The sequence below is a fragment of the Afipia broomeae ATCC 49717 genome (assembly GCF_000314675.2).
Taxonomy (GTDB): Bacteria; Pseudomonadota; Alphaproteobacteria; order Rhizobiales; family Xanthobacteraceae; genus Afipia; species Afipia broomeae.
Genome location: NZ_KB375283.1, coordinates 1,123,124 through 1,144,797, shown reverse-complemented (window position 1 = coordinate 1,144,797; position 21,674 = coordinate 1,123,124). Strand labels below are relative to the sequence as shown.

The window sequence follows — 21,674 nt, the reverse complement described above, 5'->3', positions numbered from 1 at the left end:
TCTTTGCTACCTTTTAGTCCCGCAGCAGTTCGTTGATGCTGGTCTTGGAGCGGGTGCGCTCGTCGACGCGCTTGACGATCACGGCACAGGCGGTGTTCGGGCCGGGCTGACCGTTCTTCAGCGGCTTGCCGGGCAGAGTGCCGGGAACGAGCACGGCATATTCCGGCACCTCGCCGATGAAGGTCTCGCCGGTCTCGCGATCAACGATCTTGGTCGACGCGCCGAGGAATACGCCCATCGCCAGCACCGCGCCCTTGCGCACGATAACGCCTTCGGCGACTTCCGAACGTGCGCCGATGAAACAGTCGTCCTCGATGATCACAGGACCGGCCTGCAACGGCTCGAGCACGCCGCCGATGCCGACGCCGCCCGAAATGTGCACGCGCTTGCCGATCTGGGCGCAGGAGCCAACCGTGGACCAGGTGTCTATCATGGTCGCTTCATCGACATAGGCGCCGAGATTGACGAACGACGGCATCAGCACAACGTTCTTGGCGATATAGGCCGAGCGGCGGACGATCGCGCCCGGCACAGCGCGGAAGCCGGCATCGCGGAAACGGTTCTCGCCCCAGTCCTCGAACTTCGACGGCACCTTGTCCCACCACTGCGCGCCGCCGGGCCCACCGGTGATCGGCGCCATGTCGTTGAGACGGAAGGACAGCAGCACCGCCTTCTTCAGCCACTGGTTGACATGCCATTTGCCGTCGGCCTGACGTTCGGCCACGCGCGCCTCGCCCTTGTCGAGCAGGTTGAGCGCCAGCTCCACGGCGTCGCGCACCTCGCCCCTGGTATTGGCGTTGACGGTATCGCGGGCCTCGAAGGCGGCATTCAGCGTGTTTTCAAGCGCGGAGAGAGACATCGGTGTTCCTTGGGGGAAAAGCAGTTTTGGATGCCGCTTTTGTCGGGATTTGGCGGCGGCAAGTCAAGTTGAACGGATCAGTTTGAGGCTCTTATCGCCGCCAAAAACCCGGTCAGATCGTCGGTAATGTGATCGACATAGGCGGCGTCGCGGCCTTCCAGCTCCCAGTCCTCGCGGACCACGTTCTTGGTGCCGTCCGGGACTACGAGGACGGTGGTCATGCCAAGATCGTGCGGCGTCACCAGATTGCGGGCGAGGTCCTCGAACATCGCGGCTTTCGAGGGATCGACGCCGTGCAGCTTGAGAAATTTAAGGTAGGTCTGCCGCGCGGGCTTCGGCTCCAGTTCGGCAGCGACGATGTCGAACACGTCCTCGAAGTGACTGCCGATGCCGAGCCGTTCCAGCACCTTGCCGGCATGGGCGCGCGAGCCGTTGGTGAGGATCAGCTTGCGGCCGGGGAGCTTTTCGATCGCCGCGCCCATCGCCGGATTGGGTTCGAGCGGCGAGTGATCGATCTCATGGACATAGGCGAGGAAATCGTCGGCGCGCAGGCCGTGCTCGGTCATCATGCCGCGCATGGTGGTGCCGTAGCGGCGATAGTAGTCCTTCTGAATCTTGAATGCCTCGTCCTTCGGCACATTCAGATACTGCGCCACGAAATCGCGGATACGGACATCGACCTGCTGCCACAGATTGACGTGATGCGGGTAGAGCGTGTTGTCGAGATCGAACACCCATGTCTCGATATGGGTGAAGCTGCGCTTGTCTTTCTGAATCATGGCGTTCCGAATCTGAGAGTCTTGCCGGCGCCCGCGCCGATCTCGACGCGCTCATAGCCGCTGGCATTCAGTCCGCGCCCGCCGCAGTCGCCCTGTTCGGTGAATTCGAACTGCGTCTCGCGGGTGCAGAGCATCGTGGTGCCGCCCCAGTTCACCGGGCGGCTGTTGATCTTGATGGTGCGGCCATCGGCGTCGACCGCTTCGGCGAAACTGTAGATCCTGCGGGGCTGTCCCGTCACGTCGGGATGCAGGCACTTGCCAGGTTCGATGCGATACCAGCCGCGGCTGGTGACGGTTTTTCCGTCATCGGTGGCGATGGATGCCATCACCCGATACTGCGTGTCGTTGCACCAGGTGAGGCCGGTGGCGGAGGGCTTTTCGACCGCTGCAATCATCGTCTCGAAGAAATTGGGCGCCTGGACTGCATCGGTATTGAGGCCGCGCGCTTTCAGGAATGCGGCGAGGGCGTTCTGGGTTTTCGGGCCGTCGACGCCGTCGATGGGGGCCGCGTCATAACCTGCGATCACCAGCAGCCGCTGGATCGCGGCGAGGCGCGCCTGCTCGTCATCGTACTCGGCCCCTTCGGCGAGATACGCGATCTGATGTCCGTCTTCGCCGGTGCTGGGTTTGATTTCGGTGAACGCCGCTGCGGTCTGGCCGCCGCGGCACTGGCGTCCGGCAATGACGAAGTCCTTCGGCGCAACGCAGAGATTGTCGGTGCCGTTCTGCGGCGCGGGCGAGGCGCCATAGACCGGCAGAGACCGCGCATGCAGCAGGATACGGTCGGCGGTGATGTTGCCTTGCGCAACCACGCGGCACGTCGCCGGATCGATGCGGAACCAGCCGCGCGTCGCGGTCGCAGTCTTGTCCTCGATGCCGATGGCGGCCTCGACGACATAACTCATGCGATTGCAGATTTTAAGATCGGCGCGGGCGGGGGAGGAAACAAGCAAGGCTGTCATTGCGAGGAGCGCAGCGACGAAGCAATCCATTTTGATCTGTGTGGATTGCTTCGCTGCGCTCGCAATGACGATTTGAGCTGGCATCACTTGTGGATCAGCGTTCCCGTGCCCTGATTGGTGAACAGTTCGAGCAGCACCGCGTGCGGCGTCTTGCCGTCGATGATGACCACGCCCTCGACGCCGGCTTCCAGCGAATAGATGCAGGTCTCGACCTTGGGAATCATGCCGCCGGAAATCGTGCCGTCGGCGATCAGCTTGCGCGCATCCTTGATCGACAGTTCCGGAATCAGCTTCTTCGACTTGTCGAGCACGCCGGGCACGTCGGTCAGCAGCAACAGGCGCTTGGCCTTCAGCGCACCGGCCACGGCACCCGCGAAGGTATCGGCGTTGACGTTGTAGGTCTTGCCGTCGCCTGACGAAGCCAGCGGCGCCAGCACCGGGATCAGTTCGTAGCCGATGAGCTGGTTGAGCAGTGTGAGGTCAACCTTGTCGGGCTCGCCGACGAAACCGAGATCGACCACCTTCTCGATGTTGGAGCCGGGATCGACCATGGTTCGTGTCGCCTTGACGGCGGTGACCATGTTGCCGTCCTTGCCGCACAGGCCGACGGCCTTGCCGCCGGCTTCATTGATGTGGCTGACGATCGATTTGTTGATCGAACCGGCCAGCACCATTTCGACGATTTCCATCGTGGGCGCGTCGGTCACGCGCAGCCCGGCCGCGAATTCCGATTTGATGCCGAGCCGCGCCAGCATGCTCGCGATCTGCGGGCCGCCGCCGTGAACCACAACCGGGTTGATCGCGGTCTGCTCAAGCAGGACGATGTCGCGGGCGAATTGCCGGGCAAGGTTTTCCTCGCCCATGGCATGGCCGCCGTACTTAATGACGATGGTTTCCTCGTCGTACTGCTGCATATGCGGCAGCGCTTCCGACAGGATGCGGGCCTGATCCTGTGCGCTGATGTTTGTCGGCAGATCGATCATGGGAAATCTCGTTCGGCAAGGATTTGCACGAGGGTTTAGCCGATTGGCGCAAGGCGTGCAAAGTGCCGCCCGCGCAAGTCAGGCCCCGCGACGCGGCCAGGCTGCGGCGATCGCCAGCACCAGCCAGCTCAGAATAAGGAGTGTGCCGCCGGTCGGTGCGGCCATTGTGAACAATCCATGACCGGCATACTGGCGCATTGTCAGATCCCCGGCGAACAGGGCTGAGCCCACGATGAAACCAAAGGTCGCGGTCAGCCCAAGACCACGCCGGGCGATGCCGTGCCCGGTCAGGAGTGCGGCGCCGATCACGGCAGTGGCGTGGAACAGCAGCATCGACGAGGCGGAAGCCAGCCGCGAGGCGTCGGCCTGGTGCGCGGACGCGGCTGCCAGCGCGACACCGGCGGCCCCCATCAGCCCCGCGAGCACAACTGCGAGGCGCAACACACCGGTCTGGGTCATCAGATTCGCTCTCTCAAAAGACGGATCATGGCGGCACGCAGTTCGGGCATGCCGTCGCCGGTGCGCGACGATGTCACCAGAACTTCCGGAAACGCCGCGGGATGTTTCAACAGCGCCGCCTTGGTCGCGGCGATGGTTTCCTCAAGCGCGGCCTTCTTCACCTGGTCGGCCTTGGTCAGCACCACCTGATAGCTGACGGCGGATTTGTCGAGTGTCTTGAGCACGTCGTTGTCGACATCCTTGAAGCCATGGCGGGAGTCGATCAGCACATAGACGCGGGCGAGATTGGCGCGGCCTTGCAGGAATTTGTGGATCAGCGAGGTCCACGATGCGATCTGGGCCTTTGGCGCGGAAGCATAACCGTAGCCCGGCATGTCCACCAGCCGCAGGCCGGCGTCCTTGCCGTCCGCAGGTGTCGGACCTTCGAAGAAGATCAGTTCCTGGGTACGGCCGGGGGTGTGCGAAGTGCGCGCCAGCCCGTTGCGGCCGGTCAGTGCATTGATGAGGCTGGATTTGCCGACATTGGAGCGGCCGGCGAACGCGACTTCGACGCCTTTCATGGGCGGGAGCGCTTCGATCGACGGCGAGGCCCAGAAAAATTGCCAGTTGCCGGCGAAGATCTTGCGTCCGGCTTCAATCAGCTCCGCATCGGTTTGATCGGTCATGCGAAGGTTCTCGAATGTGAAAACGCCCGGCGAATGCGCCGGGCGTTTTGCGTTTCAGACGGTCTTAAGTCGTTTTCTTGCTGCCCGCGAAGGTAGACTTCACGTTGTCGAACAATTCGATCTTCGCGCCGTTCTTCTTCATGATGTAGCTCTGCTGCAGCACCGACAGCAGGTTGTTCCAGGCCCAGTAGATCACGAGACCGGCCGGGAAGCCCGCAAGCATGAAGGTGAAGATCAGCGGCATCCAGTCGAAGATCATCTTCTGCGTCGGATCGGGCGGCGTCGGGTTCAGCTTCATCTGGAACCACATCGTGATGCCCATGATGATCGGCCAGATGCCGAGATGCAGGTAATAGCCGAGAACCGGAAGCTGGGTCGGATCGAACGCGAACAGACCGAACAGGTTGAACAGGTTGGTCGGATCGGGCGCGGAAAGGTCCTTGATCCATCCGAAGAACGGCGCGTGCCGCATTTCGATGGTGACGAACAGAACCTTGTAGAGCGAGAAGAACACCGGGATCTGGATCAGAATCGGAAGACAGCCCGCGATCGGGTTGATCTTCTCCTTCTTGTAGATCTCCATCATCTCCTGCTGCTGCTTCATCTTGTCGTCGGGATACTTGTCCTTCAGCGCGGCAAGCTGCGGCTGCACGGCCTTCATCTTCGCCATCGACGCATAGGACTTGTTGGCGAGCGGGAAGAAGATCAGCTTGACCAGCACCGTCACCGCGAGGATGGCGACACCGAAGTTGCCGAAAATGTGGAAGAACCAGTCGATGGCCCAGAACATCGGCTTGGTGATGAAGTAGAACCAGCCCCAGTCGATCAGGCGGTCGAACTTGTTGAGGCCGAGCTGTTTGTCGTAGGCGTCGACGGTGGCGCTTTCCTTGGCACCGGCGAACAGGCTGGTCGCCGTGCTGGCGGTGCCGCCGATCGCAATCGTCATCGGATCGAGCAGGTAGTCGGTCTGGTAGGTGCGCAGCGTGCCGACGAGGTTGGACGAGAAGCGCGCCTGCACGTTGGCCTTCGGGCTCGGCAGCAGCGTCGCAGCCCAGTACTTGTCGGTGATGCCCATCCAGGCGTTGGTCACCTTGAACTCCACCGCTTTGGTGTCGTCCATTTTCTTGTAGCCATACTCCTGCAGGCCCTGATCGCCGAGAACGCCGATCAGGCCTTCGTGCAGGATGTAGTAGCCGGAGACGTGCGGCGTGCCGTGACGCGAGATCAGGCCGAACGGATACAGTGTGACCGGCGCGTCGCCGACGTTGGAGACGTCGTCCTTGATCGTGAACAGATACTTGTCGTCGATCGAGATGGTGCGCTTGAAGGTCAGGCCCTGGCCGTTGTTCCAGGTCAGCGTGACCGGAGTGGTCGGCGTCAGCGAACCTGCGCCTTCCTGTTTCCAGACGGTGTCCTTGTCCGGCATCTTCGTTGTCGCGCCTGCGGCCGGCACGAAACCGAACTCGGCGTAGAAGGGCTCCTTGGTGCCCGACGGCGAGAACAGTTCAATGGCTGGCGATTTCGGATCGACGGTCTCGCGATATTTCACCAGAGCGACGTCGTCGATGCGCCCGCCGGTCAGCGCGATGCTGCCGCTGATGCTGGGCGTATCGATCTTCACGCGAGGTCCGGCGGCGATCGCAGTGGTGCGGCTCTGGACTGGCGCGGCTGTCGCCGGCGCGCCGGCCTGCTGGCCGGGAGCGGCGGGCGTGGGCTGGTTCGCACCCGGTGTGGTCGTTGCGGGCGTCGCCGGATTGGCGGCCTGCTTCTGCGCGAGCTCGGCCTGCTGCGCGGCGCGCTGCTTTTCCATGGTCGGAATGTTGTAGAAATATTGCCATGCGATCAGCACAAGGCCCGACAGGATCACGGCGAGGATGGTATTGCGATTTTCGATCATCGTTCAGGTCTCGTCATGCGCTCGGGCGTGTTCGGGAAAGGACTGTGTGTGGCTTCAGGTCGCTGGCGGCTTGGGCGTCTGGCGCTCGAGGCGGCTGAGCGCCGAGCGCAGATCGTTGAACATGGTTTCAAAGCCGCGGTCCAGCGCGGCTCGACGGCCCACTATCACATAATCATGGTGGGGTCGCATGGATATGACATCCAGCCGCTTCACCAGTTCGCGAAGTCTGCGGCGGACGCGGTTGCGTTCCGTGGCGGTGCCGACTTTTTTGGTAACGGTAAATCCGACACGGACCGGGCCGTTGTCGTCGCGGCGGCGCGTTTGCACCACAAAGGCCGGGCTGGCCATGCGCGGTCCGCTGGCCGCGGCGATGAAATCCGCGCGCTGCTTCAACCGGTCCATGATTTCAACCGGCGCATGGGAAAGGTCCCGGGGTAAGGTCGGTCAGGCGCTCAGACGCTTGCGGCCGCGGGCACGACGGGCGGCGAGAACCTTGCGGCCGCCGGCGGTCGCGAGACGGGCACGGAAGCCGTGACGGCGCTTGCGCACCAGTTTGCTGGGTTGATAAGTCCGCTTCACGGTCGTTCTCCGCTACCGAAATGCTCGTCCGACCGCTTGTCGGAGGCAATTCGCCGATAATGAGATGAAATCCTGCGATGCCGGCCCTGAAGTGGACCAATTTCGGTCCAAAATGAACCGGCCCGGTCAAGCCGGGCCATCGAGGACAGTTGGCGCGGCTTATACGGGAGCGGTCTGTTTTCGTCAATCTTGGGGTTTTATACCGCGCTCAGGTTGTGGAGCGCGGCCAGAGGCTTAAACCATAACAGTTCCGGGGGTTTGACCCGGGCCGTCGGCAGGCGCATCCTGTGGCGGCAAATCATGAAAAATGGGCAGGCGATCACTCAATGGCGGTATCCGGCCAGGAACCTGATCGGACGTTGACAAAGCTCCGGCCCGGACTGCGGTTCGGGCTGTCGGGAAAGCTGTTGCTGCTGACGATTCCGCTGATCCTGATCGTTGAAATCCTGATCTACGTGCCGTCCATCGCCAATTTCCGGGTGAACCGCCTGAACGACCGGCTGGCTGCGGCAAGCACCGCCGCGCTGGTGCTGGACGCCGCCCCGAGCGGCATGGTTCCCGATGCGCTGGCGCGGCAGATTCTCGCCAGCATCGGGGCGCGCGCAGTAGCCATCAAAAGCGGATCGCAGCGGCGGCTCCTGGCGGCGGCCGATATGCCGGCCAAGATCGACCACGACATCGACATGCGCGACACGAGTGCATGGTCGGCGATCGTCGATGCATTTCAGGTCATGCTCGACAGCGGCGACGAGGTGATGCGCGTCATCGGTCCCGCGCCCGGCAGCGGACAGTTCATCGAAGTTGTCGTGGACGAGAAGCCGCTGCGGGATGCGATGTTCCGCTTTTCACGCAACGTGCTGCTGCTGTCGCTGGTGATGACCAGCATCACCGCGGGCCTGATCTACTACGCCCTGCATCATCTGTTCGTGCGGCCGATGCGGCGGGTTACCGCAAATCTCGTGGCGTTTCACGAAAATCCGGAAAGCACCGCGCGCATTATCGAACCGTCGAAACGCACCGACGAGATCGGCCTCGCGGAGCGCGAACTGTCGGACATGCAGCGCGACCTTGTGTCGATGCTGCACCAGAAGAGCCATCTCGCGGCGCTCGGCCTTGCGGTATCGAAGATCAACCACGACCTGCGCAACCTGCTGGCGTCGTCGCAATTGCTGTCGGACCAGCTCGCCAGCGTGCCGGATCCGCGCGTGCAGCGGTTCGCTCCGAAGCTGATGCGCTCGCTGGAACGCGCCATCGCGTTCTGTCAGTCCACATTGTCCTACGGCAAGGCGCAGGAAGCGCCGCCGGATCGCCGCATGGTGCAGGTCGAGCCGGTGGTGAGGGAGGTCCGCGAATCAGCGGGGGTCGGCTCCGACACGTCGATCGAATGGATCAACGCCATCGAACGTGGCCTGACCGTCGATGCCGATCCGGACCAGTTGTTCCGGGTGCTGCTCAATCTGGTCCGCAACGCCGCGCAGGCGCTGGAAAGCGAGAAATCCGATCTTGGAATTGCGCGGCAAATCCGCTTCACCGGGCGGCGCGAGGGCGCGGTGACGATCCTTGAAATCTCGGACACCGGCCCCGGCATTCCGGAGAAGGCCAAGGCGCATCTGTTCGAGGCGTTTCAGGGCTCGTCGCGGGACGGCGGCACCGGGCTCGGGCTGGCGATCGCGGCCGAATTGATCCGGGCGCATGGCGGCGAACTCAATCTGGTGGACGGCACCATCGGCGCCACGTTCCGAATCACGATTCCGGATCGGGCCGTGGAGTTGCGCAGTCTGCGAGATGCACGGGCCCGGGCCTGAAAAACTGCCGTTTTGGCTCGAAATCCATGCCTTATCGATCTTGCAAAGCTTTCCCGGAGCCGGTAGCTATGGCGCTCTTTCGCGGCCCGGCCTCCGGCCTCTCTCAAGTCCGCGAAATGCGCGCCCGTAGCTCAGCTGGATAGAGCACCAGACTACGAATCTGGGGGTCAGGAGTTCGAATCTCTTCGGGCGCGCCATTTATCAATCAAACCAAATAGATGCAGCATACCGAACCCTTCCAGTATGACTCGGGGGATTTTGGGCGCGCCGCGTATGGGCTGGGGTGCGGTAAAATCGGCGGTTGTGCTTTCGCCCTTCGCCATTGATGGGCAATCTCAACAGACAGGCTTCAACGCTGACCTCGAGCCGGTTGGTTGGTTATACCGCTTGTCTGCGAATGTTCACCTGGCTGAAAGAAGCGCCATATCATGTCCGGTTGAGAACAAGCGAAGCAACCTCCCGATCTTGCAGTTTGCGGAGAGGCCCGCTGCAACACCGGCGCGATCAGCCTCTGAGCGATTCTCGCTTATCTTGCGCTTGCCTTCAAACCGCGTAATCGGAATCCGCACCCCAACAGATGCCGCGCTATTGCGCAGCAATGTAGTCAGCGGGCGCGTCTGCGCTTGGATCGTTCAGTGCTGCGAATGCATCGCGTGGTGTTTGGCTGTTCTGAATGGATAGCCATGTTGATGTCGCGTGTTGCTTGCGACGAGTCTCGGCAACTGGCAGCGGTTGATGTTCTGCGACGACAAGAATGACCTTGTCTGGCCATTTGTGACTGGAGTGAATTTGGAGATTGAAGATCTCATTGAGGGGAACTTCAGCGCGCAACTGCGCGGATGACGCCGAAAGGCCGATGTTGGCAGCAAGCAGCGCGGCGAGAAGAATGCCTCCCACACCACAGAAGTATTGACGTAGCGGCATCACAACCAGACCTGACAATGCGGAATGACTCTGATTTGGGTCATAGACCGCGGGAACGTCGTTGGCTTTGCCGGCGTTGCCGAGCCGTTGTCGGTTGTTGCGTAGGGATGCTGCGATGTTTGCAGCCGGCATCCTGCGAGCAGGTTGCCGCCATGCCCTGCAACAGTTCTGGCAATCGAAGGTGAAGGCCTGCGTGTGAGATGGCCTGACAAGCGTGCGACGTACACCTGCTGCTCAAGGGTCATTGGATTGCTTGAAATCCGCCCGGAATGAGCAGTGTTTTCTGCCAGCCGCACTGCTGACGATACTTGCCAGGAGCCATCCCTGTCGCGCGCTTGAAGGCGCGTATAAAATTGGCCTGACTGGAGAAACCCAAGGTCAGTGCAATATCAACCAGAGAACGCTCACCCTGGCTCAACCAGGCCTTGGCCCGCTCGAAGCGCCGCATGCCGAGATAGCGAACCGGCGAGCAGCCAAGGGCCTGCTTGAATCTCCGGGAGAAGTGAAACCGGCTGAGACAGGCGACCGAAGCCAGGTCGTCGAGGTCGATGTCGTTTTCAAGGTTCGTCTCGATGTGGTCAAGCACCCGGATCAACCTGCGGCGATCGAGCCCTTCGCTTGAGAAGGAAACGGCCGGCTGGCGAGCTGCCTTATCGAAACCGGATTGTGACAATCTTGCCGCGATGCGCTCGGTCAGGAGCTCGATTGAGAGATTGCCGGTTTGGCGTGTGACCGGCGATCCGTGGCCGCCGACACCGGCATATACTTTGGTATCGGCTTGCGTCTCGTGCCATTGGGATTCGTTCTCGTCGTGGTGGCCAACAGCCGTTGAATGCGTCTGCTTTGCTTCCAAAGTAGCCTCCTGCCGGTGCTAGCGAATTTGCCTTTGCATGCAGAAGGTAGAGGGCCGGGCGATTGCGCGGCATCCGTCAAATGACCAGTCCGGTGACCGGCAGGTCAGGATACCGCGTTACCGGCTGTCGAGAGGATGGATGCCAGGCCCGATCTGGAAGAGATTCCGGTCTTCGAGAAGACCCGCAGCAGATGATAACCAATGGTCCGGTGAGACAGATAAAGTCTGGCCCCGATCATCTTGTTCGAAAGCCCCTGAGCGGCGAGCTGGGCGATATGCAGCTCTTGCGGCGTGAGGTTTTCCCAAATCTGCTCTGACCGGCGCAGGCTTGCTTCGCCGGATGCTCTCAGTTCTTCTCGCGCGCGTGCTCCCCAGGGCAAGGCGCCGAGCGCGTCGAAGATATCGCGTGCCTCGCGAAGCGGAGCACGGGCACCGACGGACCTGCGCTGTCGGCGCAGCCAGGCGCCGTAACCGAGCAGAATGCGGGCCCGCAAGAATGGCCAGTTCTTTGCCGCCGGTCCGAGGCCCTTCAGGAACGATTGCTCCGCGTCCTCGTTCGCCGCGAGCAGCGCTTTGGCGTAACACAGCATCGTTTCGAGCCATGGCACGGGTCCCGGGGCAGAGACGCGTTCGATCTCGCTGATAACGTCACGGGCAATCTGCGATTGATTGGAGTTGACAGCCGCTTCCACGAAATCAGCCAGCGCAAAAAACTGCAGGCCGGTGCTAAAGGCCGGATCGGCCGGCGTGAACATCCGCCGCAGATGCTCGAACGCCTCCGCATGCCGGCCGGCGCCGATGGCAGCGACGCCTCGCGCCAGTTGCAGCATCGCCAGGAGAAAGCTGGCGCCGATCGACAAGGCCAGGCGCTCCGCGTCAGTCGCATAGGCTTCGGATTGCTCCAGATTGCCCTGCATACCCGCGACCTTCGCCTTTACGACTATCGCCGCCGCCGCCCACAACGGACTGCCGGTCTCTTCTGCAAAGCGAACCGATTCCTCAGCCTCTCTCATTGCGCCGACCCAGTCGCCGGTTTCCATTTCGGCCCATGCCTGGGCGAACAGGACGCGCGCGAGGTCGCTGATCCGCCCTTGTTTGCGAAGCTCCTCACTGGCCGCCGCCAGCAGGCTCCCGCCAAGATCGAACGCGCCGATTACATTGGCCGTGCTTCCCAGAATGCGGGCGACATAGGGATCGCCCGCCCCCTTGTGCGAAACCGATGCCAGTTTTGCGTAGACATTGCTTCCCTGCCGCAGCGGCTCGGCGTAGGCGGCGATTGCGATGTAGCGCGGATCGAGGTCCGGCAATCCCAACCTGTCCGCAGCAGCAAGGATTCTTGCGCAGACATCGGCATCTGCGTTGCTCCACCAACAGCGTTGCGCAGCACGCCACAGAAGATTGATTGCCAGATCCTTTGCGCCCAAAACATGTGCCTGATCGGCGATATCCACCAGAAGCAGGATTTTTCCCAAGTCGCAGGCCAACGACGTCTGGCTCAATTCGCGGCACCAGGCAACGCGCACGGCGCCGAGTTTATCCGACTCGTCAACCTCGGCCCCGCGCAGAAGCTGCTCAAGCAAATCAGGCTGGCCGATATCGGCTGCCAGCTCGGCAGCCTGCAGAAGACGCTCCCTTCGCGCCCCGGCCGTGCTGCTCAACTTCGCCGCGATTTGCAGCGTCTGGATCGCGGTAGAAACGGCTCGGCGCCGCTGGGCGCGCTCCGCCATCTGATCATATTCAGCGGCGAGTTCGTCGTCCGGGCCGATCGTCGCGGCAGCACGATGCCAAAGCTGCCGGTCCTGATCCTCGATGACAGCCGCGAGTGCCGCGTGAACACGCTGGCGGGTTGCATGGTCGGTGACCTGGTGGATAGCGGACCTGACAAGAGGGTGCTGGAACCGCACCTCGACGCCATCGAAGTCGATCAGTTTGGCGGAGACTGCGGGAGAGAGATCAGCAATATCGACGTCGCGCGCGAGCAGGACTCCACAGGCGTGCATGATTTCATGCAGCGAGATTCCGTCGTTCTCGGCGGCAATCTGCAGGAGCGTCCGGGTCACGTCAGGAAGCTCGGACAGTCGGCTCGAGAAGCTGCGCTCGAGCCTCTCGGTCAGCGGAAGCCAGGGGATATCGTGATCATTGTCGGCTCGAAACCCGCGCGGCAATTCCACCAGGGCCAACGGATTGCCCGCCGCTTCCCTCAAGAACCGGCTGCGCAGATCGTCGGAGAGGCCGGGTGCCTTGGCTTCCAGCAAGTCGGCGGCATCGGCGTGGTCAAGCGCAGAAATCACATGGTGTAACGCGCCGATGTCCCCGAATGAAACATCGCAGCCCTCGCGCGCGGCCAGCAACAGGACTATGGAATCCGAACTCAATCTCCTCGACACGAAGGACAGCACCTCGCGCGTCGCCTGATCCAGCCATTGAGCGTCGTCAGCGACGAGCAGGAATCTCTCTTTGGTCGCGCCGCCGGTCAGGAGCGTGAGGGTCGCAAGCGCCACCAACCAGATGTCGGGCGAGGTGGCATCGTCTCTCATTCCAAACGCATTGAGCAACGCGGATCGTTGATGAGGGGCCAGAGATTTCGTTTGCTTCATTAGCGGGCGCAGGGCCTGCTCGAGACCGGCGAACGGCAGATGAACTTCCGCGAGCACGCCCGTCATCGTCAGAACGGTAATGTCTCGCTGCCGGGCCCGGCTTTTGGCTTCTTCAAGCAGTGCGGATTTTCCGATCCCCGGTGCTCCGCTGAACACCAGGGTCGATCCGCCGTCGTCGATCCTATCGAGCAACTGATCAATCAATGCGACTTCAGCAGCCCGTCCGCGCAAAGACAAAGGCTTCGATCCTGCAGCGTTGGTGAGCTGTTTTCTCTGTGAGAACGCCTTGTTTTTGGCCCGTTTCGCCATACCAATTCCTAGATCGTCCACCGGGTTGGAAGGGAGCGTCGCATGAGCAGCAATGAATGAAAAGACTTTGGCAACCGCAGCAAAGCTGCCGCTGACAATCGTTCATACATCTGAGACGATCCTTGCCGGATCGGGTAAAGTGCCGGACCGCGAAACCGGGGGAAATGAGCATGTCACAACAGATCAACGGCACTCGCCGCAAACTCCTTGGCGCCGCGTGACCGGTTTCGCGGCGCAGGCGCACATGAGACGCGAGCAGGACACGAGAGCATCACACGAGATAACCCGACACGCCGTCCCACAGCAGCTTCATCGCCGTCACTGTCAGTAATCCATAGCAGGCCCGGTAAATCTGCCGCTGATCCAGCGCACCATGTAGCCGCCATCCGACCCAGATGCCTGGTGGAATCGCAAACAGGCAGATTCCCATCAGGATCCAGACGTTCTCCGTCGGCTTCACGATCAGCAGCCACGGCACCGCCTTGATCGCGTTGCCGACAGTGAAGAACATGCTTGTAGTGCCTGCGTAGATGGCCTTGCTGAGGCCGAGCGGGAGCAGATACATCGCAAGCGGCGGTCCGCCCGAATGGGCCACCATGGTTGTGATTCCGGATGTAAAGCCGGCCGCGATCGCCTTTGGTGTCGACCGCGGCTGCGTTGTCACGTCCGCGCCCCGCAGTAGCCAGAGAGCGACGAAGGCCAGCGTAATGATGGCCATCATGATTGCGATGGCACGATGGTCGAGCACGCGAAACAGCAGATAGCCACATCCGATCCCGATCACGAGCGCCGGCACGAGGACCACCAGATCCGGCTTCGACCAGGTCGAAGGCTTCCAGTAGCGCAGTGCATAGAGATCCATCGCGATAAAGAGCGGCGCGAGCAGGCCGCCGGCGGTGACCGGGTCCATGACCAGCGACAGCAGCGGGATGCCGATGATGGCGAAGCCGCCGCCGAATGCGCCGCGCATGAAGGCGATCAGGAACACGCCGGCGAAGGCGACCAAGATCGTGACAACTGTCAGTTCCATGGCATTGCTCCGTGGTAGCGATCGGACGGTGCCTCGGCTCTCTTGCTTGCGAGGCAAAGCAAATCCCTCGGCGAAACGCTCAGGAAGCGTGCCGCTGCGGCCTTTGCGGATCAGGACAATCGAATTGATGGAGATACAATGTTCTGATATATGTATCGGTGCAATATTAAAATTGATCTCGGTGCAATAATGTCGAAGTCGGAATATCTGAAGCTGGCTGATGCGATCGCAGCCGAAATTGCCGAGGGCGTCCTCAAGCCGGGCGACCGTCTCCCCCCCCAGCGCAACTTTGCCTATGAGCGCAAGATCGCCGTATCGACCGCGAGCCGCGTTTACACCGAACTGTTGCGCCGTGGTCTTGTGGTGGGCGAGGTGGGCAGGGGCACCTTCATCTCGGCCAGGCGCGGCGCATCCACCCAGAACGAGCCGCGCGGCATCCGGATCGATCTCGAGTTCAATTATCCGCTGCTTCCCGGCCAGACGGCGATGATCGCGAAAAGCCTGGACGGGCTGGAAAAGCCCGTGGCGCTCGACGCGGCTTTGGGACAAGGCACCAGCAGCGGATCACCGGCGATCCGGCGCATCGCCGCTGCCCATCTGGCGCAAGGCGGATGGTCGCCCTCGCCCGATCAACTCGTCTTCACCGGCAACGGGCGGCAAAGCATTGCCGCTGCACTTGCCGCGATTGTGCCCACCGGCAGCCGCTGCGGCGTCGAGGCGCTGACCTATCCCTTCATCAAGGGCATTGCCGCACGGCTCGGCATTTCTCTGGTGCCGCTGGCGATGGATGAAAGCGGTGTGCGTCCGGACGCGGTGCAGAAGGCGCACCGCGAAAACAATCTCTCCGCCATTTACGTTCAGCCGGCGGTTCAGAATCCGCTAGGCATCACAATGCCGCAAGCCCGCCGCGCGGAGCTTTTGCGCGTTGTGCAGAAGCTCAATCTTCCGGTGATCGAGGACAATGTATATGGCTTTCTCGACAGACAGCCGCCGCTCGCGGTGCTGGCGCCTGAAACCTGCATTGTCATCGACAGTCTGTCCAAGAAAGTCGCGCCGGGCCTGACCCTGGGCTTCATCGTTTCGCCGCCACGGCTGCGCGAAAGCATCATGGCTTCGGTGCGTTCAGGCGGGTGGATCGCCTCGGGTTTTGCGTTTGCCGCCGCGCAGCGGCTGATGGGCGATGGCACCGTCGCCGAACTGATAAGGCTGAAACGTCTCGATGCGCGCGCACGCCAGAAGCTGGCGGCCGATCGTCTTTCAGATTTTGAAATCCAGACGAATGAGAATTGCTATCACCTCTGGCTGACGCTGCCTTCGCACTGGCGCTCGCAAACACTGGTCACCGCCGCAGCAAGGCGCGACATCGCGCTGACGCCATCGACGACTTTCGCAGCGACGCCTGGCCATGCGCCCAACGCGGTCAGGCTCGCGCTGGCGTCTCCGACAATGGATCAACTCGATGCAGGGCTTGGCACATTGGCGTCGATGCTGAACGCCGGCGAGAGCGATTTCGACTCGACCGAATGATCGTTGTCTCACGCAATACTTGCGCGCCGAGTTGTTTGGAAATTGAGATGCCGATAACGGTCATTGTCATTGCTTGCTCAGGTGCCGGGTTCGTTTGCACAAATTGCTCACTACGTCGCCCCGCACTTGGCAGAAGCAACAGACCGGATATTTTAGCTCTCGCCAGTCCCCAACTGGCGTCCCTCCCTAGACTTGGCCCGCTCAGCTCCCAGCTGGGCGGGTTCTTTATTTGAAGCGAGCTATTGAAATCGCCGGCAGGAGAGCAACTGCCGGCGTCCATCACGTCACTGTAGCTGGCGGCGACTTAAATTCGCCGCGCTTCGCTTCGCGGCCTCGCGACCCATAGATCAAATTCTCAGCGCCACAGATTTGTCTTGGCGAGGTCGATGACTTCGTCGGCGCGCCCGCTGATGATCGCCTTGGCCATGTATAGCGAGAACCCTTTTGCCATTTCGATCGTAATGGAGGGCGGCATGGCGAGTTCAGTCCGGCTGACCACGGCATCGATCAGAACAGGCCCATCATATGCGAGCGCTTCGGCGATACCCTGTTCGACCTCCGATGGATCTTCGAGGCGAATGCCGCGTATGCCGACCGCTTCAGCCATGACGGCGAAATTCGGATTCTTGAAATCGGTTCCGAAATTCAGGAAACCGGTCGACTTTTGCTCCAGTTCAATGAAGCCGAGCGCGCTGTTGTTGAAGACCACAACCTTCACCGGCAATCCGAGCTGCGCGAGGGTCAGGAAATCACCCATCAGCATGGAGAAGCCGCCGTCGCCGGACAGCGAGATCACCTGTCGGCCGGAAAATGCAGCTTGCGCGCCGATGGCCTGCGCCATGGCGTTGGCCATCGAGCCATGCCAGAACGAGCCGAGCAGCCGTCGCTTGCCATTCATTGTCAGATAGCGAGCCGCCCATACGGTCGGCAGGCCGACATCGCAAGTGAAAATTGCATCTTCCGTTGCATGGTCGCTGATGGCCTTTGCAATCTGCTGCGGATGGATCGGTCGTCTTCCCGATTTCACCTCGGCCAGTTCATCAAGCTGCCGACGCGACTTGGCGTAGTGCTTTTGAGCCTGTTTGAGATGGTGTTGGTCCGATTTCTGCTCGAGACGCGGCAGCAAGGCTTGCAGGGTCGTGCGGATGTCGCCCGCCACAGGAAGGTCGACCGCCGCGCGGCGGCCGAGATTCTCGGGGCGAATGTCAACCTGCGCGATCTGAACGTTGTTTCCTTCCGGATAGAACTGCCGGTATGGAAAGTCCGTGCCGAGCATGAGAAGGACGTCGCAGTCGCGGATGGCATAGTAGCCCGACGAAAAGCCGATCAGGCCGGTCATGCCGACATCGTATGGATTATCCCATTCGATATGCTCCTTTCCGCGCAGGGCGTGGACGACAGGCGCCTGCAGCCTTTCGGCAACCGCCAGCAATTCTTCATGTGCCCCGGCGCAACCGGAGCCGCCGAGAATTGTCACCCGCGCGCCGTCATTCAGCATGGTCGCCAGACGATCGAGATCGGCGGCCGGCGGCACCGTCAACGGCTGCGGCGGGCGAAGTGCTGCGGCCTTGGACAGCGGCACGTCGGTGGCGGGCTGCAGCGCGACGTCGCCCGGAATCACTACAACCGAAACGCCGCGCTTGCCGACCGCCTCGCGGATCGCGACTTCGAGCGTGCGCGGCATCTGATTGGCGCCGGAGACCAGCTCGCAATAATGGCTGCATTCCTTGAACAGGGACTCGGGATGGGTCTCCTGAAAATAGGATGCACCGATCTCCGCGGACGGAATGTGCGCGGCGATCGCCAGCACCGGCACGCGAGAGCGATGGCAATCGAACAGGCCGTTGATGAGATGGAGGTTGCCCGGTCCGCAGCTTCCGGCGCAGACAGCGATTTCTCCGGTCAGATGGGCCTCCGCGCCGGCGGCGAAGGCCGCAACCTCTTCATGCCGGACGTGAATCCACTCGATCTTTCCCTGGCGGCGAATCGAATCGGTGAGGCCGTTCAGACTGTCGCCGACAATGCCGTAGATGCGCTTGACCCCTGCTGCGGCAAGCGTTTCGGCGAACTGATCTGCAACTGTGCGTGTCATGGCTGATTTCCTTTACGTCTCTGATGCGATGCGGCTGTACACATGTCCTGTGTGCAGGACGAAATGAACTGTTTGACGTTCCGTTGGGTTAGCGCTCCTGGTAGGTGCTCATGACCTGATCCAGCCGCACGGGGACGATCCGGCTGTGACCCGAATGAGGTTCGCATCGTTCGTCGCGAACCTTGACGGGCTTCAAGCCGCCGGTGTTCGATCCGAGTACTTCCACTGTCGCTGTCGCTCCGGAAACAAGTTCGCTGCGCGCGGCGTCGTCGAGCGCGATCCGAACCGGAACTCGTTGCGCCAGCCGCACCCAGTTGAATGTCGGATTGACATTGGCAAGGAGGCTGCTTCCCGCACTCCGATCCCGATCCTCGATACCCGCCGCTACGCTTTCCACGCTTCCGCGCAGCGTATGGTCACTGCCCATCAGCCGCACATTGGCAGCGTCGCCTGCACGGATACGCGCCAGCTTGGTTTCCTCAAAATAGCCTTCGACGCGAAGCGTGTCCGAATCGAGCAGCGCCATCACGCCTTTTCCGGAAGCGAGATAGGTCCCCGGTCTCAGCTCCATGTTGGTGACGACGCCATTGACGGAGGCCCGCACCTCGCTGCGCTCAAGGTTCAGCTTGGCAAGGCTGAGGTCCGCGACGGCCTGGTCGTAGGCTGCCTTCGCAAAACCCTGGGTGGCAACGACCTGATCCAGCTTCTGCTTGGTGACGGCGACGTCGGGAGTGAGGGCGCTGTAGCGCTTCAGGTCGGCATTGGCCTGTTCGAGCATTGCGCGCCTGCCTTCCAGCACGGCTACCGCCTGGGCCTGCGCAATGGCATAGCGCGCCCGATCTATCCGGAAGAGCACATCGCCCCGCCGGACCTTTTGATTGTCCTTGACGAGGACATCAGTGACGAAGCCGGAGACATCGGGAGCAATGGGCACGACATCGGCGCGAACGTGACCGTCGCGGGTCCAGGGCGCGTCGAAATAGTAGTCCCACAGTTTGTAGCCGGACCAGAGCGCGAGAGCCATCATCGCCCCGGTCAGAGTGAAGCGGCGCAGCAGATGCATAAAGATGCTCATGACAGAAACTCCTTGGAAACGAACACAAGGCCGGTGACCATGCAGACATAGAGTGCGAAATCGAACAGCGCCGGATGCCAGACCGCTCTGTAGACTCCGGCGCGCATCAGCAACTTGCTGGCGATGCGTGTGAGCGCGCCTGCAACCACACCCCAGAACAGCAGGCTGGGAATGACGACGCCGAAGAGATCAAGTTCGTATTTCATGCGATCAATCTCATCTCTTGAGGTTCATGCGGCTCATACTCCGGCGTTTCGTGAAATAGTCCGAAACGCATGCCTGTGAGAGCGATGAGCGCTTCATTGCGCGCCGGACTCGCGACTTCCTGCAACGTGATCGCAATCGCGTCATCGAGCGGACCAACCAGTTCACTCGAAAGCCGCCCGGCTGTTTGAGTTCGGAAAACCGATCCGAGGCGATCGAGGAGGGCATCGATCATTCGCCTTGCGTGGTATGACAGTTCGGGATTCGCTCGCCGCAGATCAATGATGTTCAAGGCGGTGCGAAGCTGACGAAGATGGGCGGCGTTGCTCCTTGCCTCGGCAGGAACCACTGTGATCCGCGCGGCCAGCAGGGTCAGGCGGTGCTGCATAAGGCTGGCGATGGCCACGCTTTGCTGCCACGTCCAGCCCTGGGTGACCGTGGCCAGCGTCTTCCAGTTGCTGGAGAGCAGGCGTTCCGCCACCCACTCCGAAACGGACAGACGGACAATTCCGCTGACAATGGCGGTGAGCACGACGCCAAAAAAGAGCGATACGCTGCCGTTGGCAAAGGACGCGAAATCGCCGGTGTAAGATGAATTCAGCGCCAGTTGTACCGAGGTGAAGATGGCAAGAAAGGTGCCGGCGCGTGCAGTGGCCGGGCGTGCCGACATCCAGCCGAACAGCACGAATGCCGGCATCAGCGCGGCGATCAGCATCTCGAGAGTTGTGATCCGCGGCAATATGCCGAACATGTAGATTCCGTTGACTGCAATGACCAGCAGGATGATCTTGTAGAAGTTGCGGTATGTCGGAAGCGGATCGTCCACGCCGGCAAACAGGCTGCCGACGACGGCCGCGAATATCGCGGCTGATTCTCCGTCGACCCAGCCCGTGGCGATCCAGAACGTGCAACAGGCAAGGATCGAAAACGCGGCCGTGGCCGCGCTCCACAGCGCAAGCCGGTAGTCGCGGTGCTGGATGGAAGCGGTCCATGTGTCGGGAATGAAGGCGAGCGGCAGGAGGTCCGGATCGCTGCCGTCGGCAATCGCGTTGCGCAGGAGCTGGCAATCCAGCGTGATTTCAATGAGATTACGCAGCCGTAGAGCATATGCGGCTGTCATGGCGTTGACCCATGTGGCGTCCGCATCGAGTTGCGAAAGCTCCTCGCCAAGCGAGCTGCGCAATTGCGTTGCTTCCTGTCCTGCCTGACCGCTGTGGGCGAGCCAGTTCGCGACTCTCGCGCTGAGCGCAGCCATGCGCGCGGAGGCTTCCGCATGTGAGGCGATTCCTGTCTGACGATCCTCGATGGCCGCCAGCAGAGGAAGAAGCCACAGCATATGTTGCTGAAGCCGTTGCAAGCCCCGCGCGATGTTTGCGGATGTGGAAACCTCGTAGCCGAGGTGCCGGCTGAGCTGGTCGATTTCCGAGGCGGCTGCCGCGAGCTGCATCCGCTGGCTGTCGCGCTCCTGATTGTTGTCGCGGCGAGTCAGCGTATCGATGGCGAGCCGGCGTGCGCCGTCGAGCCATGCGTCCGCCTTCGCTGCAATCGTGGCGGCGACGGTCCGGGGCAGCACAAGGATCGAGAAAACGCTGGCGCAGGCGATGCCAAGCAGGATTTCCTGCACGCGGGCGGACACGATATCGAATGTCAGTTGCGGTGTGGAAAGGATCGGAAATCCAAGGAGCGCGACCGTGTAGCCCGCCAGCATGAAGACGTAGCTGCGCGGCGTTCCGTCGATCAGCGACAGGTAGAGGAAGACGCCGACCCAGAGCGCGATAGCTATGCTGAGCAGTTCGGGGGCATTCACGAGGTTCGGAATCAGCAAGATCGTCCCCGCAGCTCCTATCAGTGTTCCAAGCATGCGATAGACGGCCTTGGACCACGTCGCTCCGATGAGCTGGCTTGATGTGATGTAGACGGAAGCCATCGCCCAGTAGGGACGCGGCATTTCCAGCAGAAGCGCGAGGGAGAATGCCAGCATTGCTGCCGCAAATGTCCTCAGCGCGAAAGCGAGCGCTGCATGTCGGGCGCAGAATGCCGAAATCCGGTTCATGATGGAACATGTGTGAAATGGC

Annotated in this window: 18 protein-coding genes, 1 tRNA gene and 1 pseudogene; 3 read left to right on the top strand and 17 right to left on the bottom strand. The window is 61.6% G+C overall.

Annotated elements, in window-relative coordinates; translation table 11 throughout:
• Nucleotides 1-13 precede the first annotated feature (13 nt).
• The 9 genes from dapD to rpmH form a co-directional block, all read right to left on the bottom strand.
• On the bottom strand, nt 14-859 hold the full coding sequence (gene dapD / locus HMPREF9695_RS18000; protein WP_006022323.1) for a 2,3,4,5-tetrahydropyridine-2,6-dicarboxylate N-succinyltransferase: 846 nt from the start codon (nt 857-859) through the stop codon (nt 14-16).
• Nucleotides 860-936: 77 nt separating this feature from the next.
• Complete coding sequence (locus HMPREF9695_RS17995) at nt 937-1,638, bottom strand: pyrimidine 5'-nucleotidase (protein ID WP_006022322.1); 702 nt, start codon at nt 1,636-1,638, stop codon at nt 937-939.
• Nucleotides 1,635-2,630, bottom strand: coding sequence for a DUF1036 domain-containing protein (locus HMPREF9695_RS17990; protein ID WP_041712878.1), 996 nt, complete (start codon nt 2,628-2,630; stop codon nt 1,635-1,637). Before HMPREF9695_RS17990 ends, HMPREF9695_RS17995 begins: the two co-directional genes overlap by 4 nt.
• A gap of 53 nt (nt 2,631-2,683) precedes the next feature.
• The gene (gene argB, locus HMPREF9695_RS17985; protein ID WP_006022320.1) at nt 2,684-3,583 is read right to left on the bottom strand and encodes an acetylglutamate kinase; all 900 of its coding nucleotides are present in this window, start codon (nt 3,581-3,583) and stop codon (nt 2,684-2,686) included.
• Between the two features lie 78 nt (nt 3,584-3,661).
• The gene (locus HMPREF9695_RS17980) at nt 3,662-4,042 is read right to left on the bottom strand and encodes a DUF423 domain-containing protein (RefSeq protein ID WP_006022319.1); all 381 of its coding nucleotides are present in this window, start codon (nt 4,040-4,042) and stop codon (nt 3,662-3,664) included.
• The gene (gene yihA, locus HMPREF9695_RS17975; RefSeq protein WP_006022318.1) at nt 4,042-4,707 is read right to left on the bottom strand and encodes a ribosome biogenesis GTP-binding protein YihA/YsxC; all 666 of its coding nucleotides are present in this window, start codon (nt 4,705-4,707) and stop codon (nt 4,042-4,044) included. Before yihA ends, HMPREF9695_RS17980 begins: the two co-directional genes overlap by 1 nt.
• 64 nt (nt 4,708-4,771) lie before the next feature.
• Nucleotides 4,772-6,604 (bottom strand): membrane protein insertase YidC, encoded by a 1,833-nt coding sequence (gene yidC, locus HMPREF9695_RS17970; protein ID WP_006022317.1) that lies wholly within the window; start codon nt 6,602-6,604, stop codon nt 4,772-4,774.
• Nucleotides 6,605-6,658: 54 nt separating this feature from the next.
• Nucleotides 6,659-7,006: a ribonuclease P protein component gene (gene rnpA, locus HMPREF9695_RS17965; RefSeq protein WP_006022316.1), complete on the bottom strand. Its 348-nt coding sequence runs from the start codon at nt 7,004-7,006 to the stop codon at nt 6,659-6,661.
• 42 nt (nt 7,007-7,048) lie between these two features.
• The gene (gene rpmH, locus HMPREF9695_RS17960) at nt 7,049-7,183 is read right to left on the bottom strand and encodes a 50S ribosomal protein L34 (RefSeq protein ID WP_008542748.1); all 135 of its coding nucleotides are present in this window, start codon (nt 7,181-7,183) and stop codon (nt 7,049-7,051) included.
• Nucleotides 7,184-7,509: 326 nt separating this feature from the next.
• Between rpmH and HMPREF9695_RS17955 the strand changes: the two genes are divergently transcribed.
• Together HMPREF9695_RS17955 and HMPREF9695_RS17950 are read left to right on the top strand one after the other, a co-directional pair.
• Nucleotides 7,510-8,988 carry an ATP-binding protein gene (locus HMPREF9695_RS17955; protein WP_006022315.1) on the top strand — a complete coding sequence of 493 codons (1,479 nt, stop codon included), beginning with the start codon at nt 7,510-7,512 and terminating at the stop codon, nt 8,986-8,988.
• Nucleotides 8,989-9,108: 120 nt separating this feature from the next.
• Nucleotides 9,109-9,185 (top strand) — tRNA-Arg (locus HMPREF9695_RS17950).
• A gap of 204 nt (nt 9,186-9,389) precedes the next feature.
• Here HMPREF9695_RS17950 and HMPREF9695_RS25890 read toward each other — a convergent pair.
• From HMPREF9695_RS25890 to HMPREF9695_RS17930, 4 genes and pseudogenes are all read right to left on the bottom strand, one after another.
• A pseudogene (locus tag HMPREF9695_RS25890) lies at nt 9,390-9,606 on the bottom strand (hypothetical protein); the annotation flags it as partial.
• 547 nt (nt 9,607-10,153) lie between these two features.
• Nucleotides 10,154-10,765: a helix-turn-helix domain-containing protein gene (locus HMPREF9695_RS25305; protein WP_006022314.1), complete on the bottom strand. Its 612-nt coding sequence runs from the start codon at nt 10,763-10,765 to the stop codon at nt 10,154-10,156.
• Nucleotides 10,766-10,869: 104 nt separating this feature from the next.
• Complete coding sequence (locus tag HMPREF9695_RS17935) at nt 10,870-13,671, bottom strand: helix-turn-helix transcriptional regulator (RefSeq protein WP_006022313.1); 2,802 nt, start codon at nt 13,669-13,671, stop codon at nt 10,870-10,872.
• Nucleotides 13,672-13,942: 271 nt separating this feature from the next.
• A complete protein-coding gene (locus HMPREF9695_RS17930; RefSeq protein ID WP_006022312.1) occupies nt 13,943-14,701 on the bottom strand; it encodes a sulfite exporter TauE/SafE family protein in 759 nt (252 codons plus the stop codon).
• A gap of 189 nt (nt 14,702-14,890) precedes the next feature.
• On the opposite strand from HMPREF9695_RS17930, the gene HMPREF9695_RS17925 reads away from it, so the two are divergent.
• Nucleotides 14,891-16,228: an aminotransferase-like domain-containing protein gene (locus tag HMPREF9695_RS17925; protein ID WP_006022311.1), complete on the top strand. Its 1,338-nt coding sequence runs from the start codon at nt 14,891-14,893 to the stop codon at nt 16,226-16,228.
• A 355-nt stretch (nt 16,229-16,583) separates the two neighbouring features.
• Here HMPREF9695_RS17925 and poxB read toward each other — a convergent pair whose 3' ends face one another.
• The 4 genes from poxB to HMPREF9695_RS17905 all read right to left on the bottom strand — a co-directional run bounded on the left by poxB (nt 16,584) and on the right by HMPREF9695_RS17905 (nt 21,652).
• Nucleotides 16,584-18,320, bottom strand: a complete 1,737-nt coding sequence (gene poxB, locus HMPREF9695_RS17920; protein ID WP_006022310.1) for a ubiquinone-dependent pyruvate dehydrogenase — start codon at nt 18,318-18,320, stop codon at nt 16,584-16,586.
• Nucleotides 18,321-18,408: 88 nt separating this feature from the next.
• Complete coding sequence (locus HMPREF9695_RS17915) at nt 18,409-19,395, bottom strand: efflux RND transporter periplasmic adaptor subunit (protein WP_006022309.1); 987 nt, start codon at nt 19,393-19,395, stop codon at nt 18,409-18,411.
• A complete protein-coding gene (locus HMPREF9695_RS17910) occupies nt 19,392-19,601 on the bottom strand; it encodes a DUF1656 domain-containing protein (protein WP_006022308.1) in 210 nt (69 codons plus the stop codon). The genes HMPREF9695_RS17915 and HMPREF9695_RS17910 overlap by 4 nt, the downstream gene beginning before the upstream one ends.
• Nucleotides 19,598-21,652, bottom strand: a complete 2,055-nt coding sequence (locus tag HMPREF9695_RS17905) for an FUSC family protein (protein WP_041712643.1) — start codon at nt 21,650-21,652, stop codon at nt 19,598-19,600. The genes HMPREF9695_RS17910 and HMPREF9695_RS17905 overlap by 4 nt, the downstream gene beginning before the upstream one ends.
• Nucleotides 21,653-21,674 lie beyond the last annotated feature (22 nt).

What these genes read in the sequence shown, in the direction of transcription:
- dapD (WP_006022323.1), bottom strand. Translation starts at nt 859, where the DNA reads ATGTCTCTCTCCGCGCTTGAAAACACGCTGAATGCCGCCTTCGAGGCC.
- HMPREF9695_RS17995 (WP_006022322.1), bottom strand. Translation starts at nt 1,638, where the DNA reads ATGATTCAGAAAGACAAGCGCAGCTTCACCCATATCGAGACATGGGTG.
- HMPREF9695_RS17990 (WP_041712878.1), bottom strand. Translation starts at nt 2,630, where the DNA reads ATGGATTGCTTCGTCGCTGCGCTCCTCGCAATGACAGCCTTGCTTGTT.
- argB (WP_006022320.1), bottom strand. Translation starts at nt 3,583, where the DNA reads ATGATCGATCTGCCGACAAACATCAGCGCACAGGATCAGGCCCGCATC.
- HMPREF9695_RS17980 (WP_006022319.1), bottom strand. Translation starts at nt 4,042, where the DNA reads ATGACCCAGACCGGTGTGTTGCGCCTCGCAGTTGTGCTCGCGGGGCTG.
- yihA (WP_006022318.1), bottom strand. Translation starts at nt 4,707, where the DNA reads ATGACCGATCAAACCGATGCGGAGCTGATTGAAGCCGGACGCAAGATC.
- yidC (WP_006022317.1), bottom strand. Translation starts at nt 6,604, where the DNA reads ATGATCGAAAATCGCAATACCATCCTCGCCGTGATCCTGTCGGGCCTT.
- rnpA (WP_006022316.1), bottom strand. Translation starts at nt 7,006, where the DNA reads ATGGACCGGTTGAAGCAGCGCGCGGATTTCATCGCCGCGGCCAGCGGA.
- HMPREF9695_RS17955 (WP_006022315.1), top strand. Translation starts at nt 7,510, where the DNA reads ATGGCGGTATCCGGCCAGGAACCTGATCGGACGTTGACAAAGCTCCGG.
- HMPREF9695_RS17935 (WP_006022313.1), bottom strand. Translation starts at nt 13,671, where the DNA reads ATGGCGAAACGGGCCAAAAACAAGGCGTTCTCACAGAGAAAACAGCTC.
- HMPREF9695_RS17930 (WP_006022312.1), bottom strand. Translation starts at nt 14,701, where the DNA reads ATGGAACTGACAGTTGTCACGATCTTGGTCGCCTTCGCCGGCGTGTTC.
- HMPREF9695_RS17925 (WP_006022311.1), top strand. Translation starts at nt 14,891, where the DNA reads ATGTCGAAGTCGGAATATCTGAAGCTGGCTGATGCGATCGCAGCCGAA.
- poxB (WP_006022310.1), bottom strand. Translation starts at nt 18,320, where the DNA reads ATGACACGCACAGTTGCAGATCAGTTCGCCGAAACGCTTGCCGCAGCA.
- HMPREF9695_RS17915 (WP_006022309.1), bottom strand. Translation starts at nt 19,395, where the DNA reads ATGAGCATCTTTATGCATCTGCTGCGCCGCTTCACTCTGACCGGGGCG.
- HMPREF9695_RS17910 (WP_006022308.1), bottom strand. Translation starts at nt 19,601, where the DNA reads ATGAAATACGAACTTGATCTCTTCGGCGTCGTCATTCCCAGCCTGCTG.
- HMPREF9695_RS17905 (WP_041712643.1), bottom strand. Translation starts at nt 21,652, where the DNA reads ATGAACCGGATTTCGGCATTCTGCGCCCGACATGCAGCGCTCGCTTTC.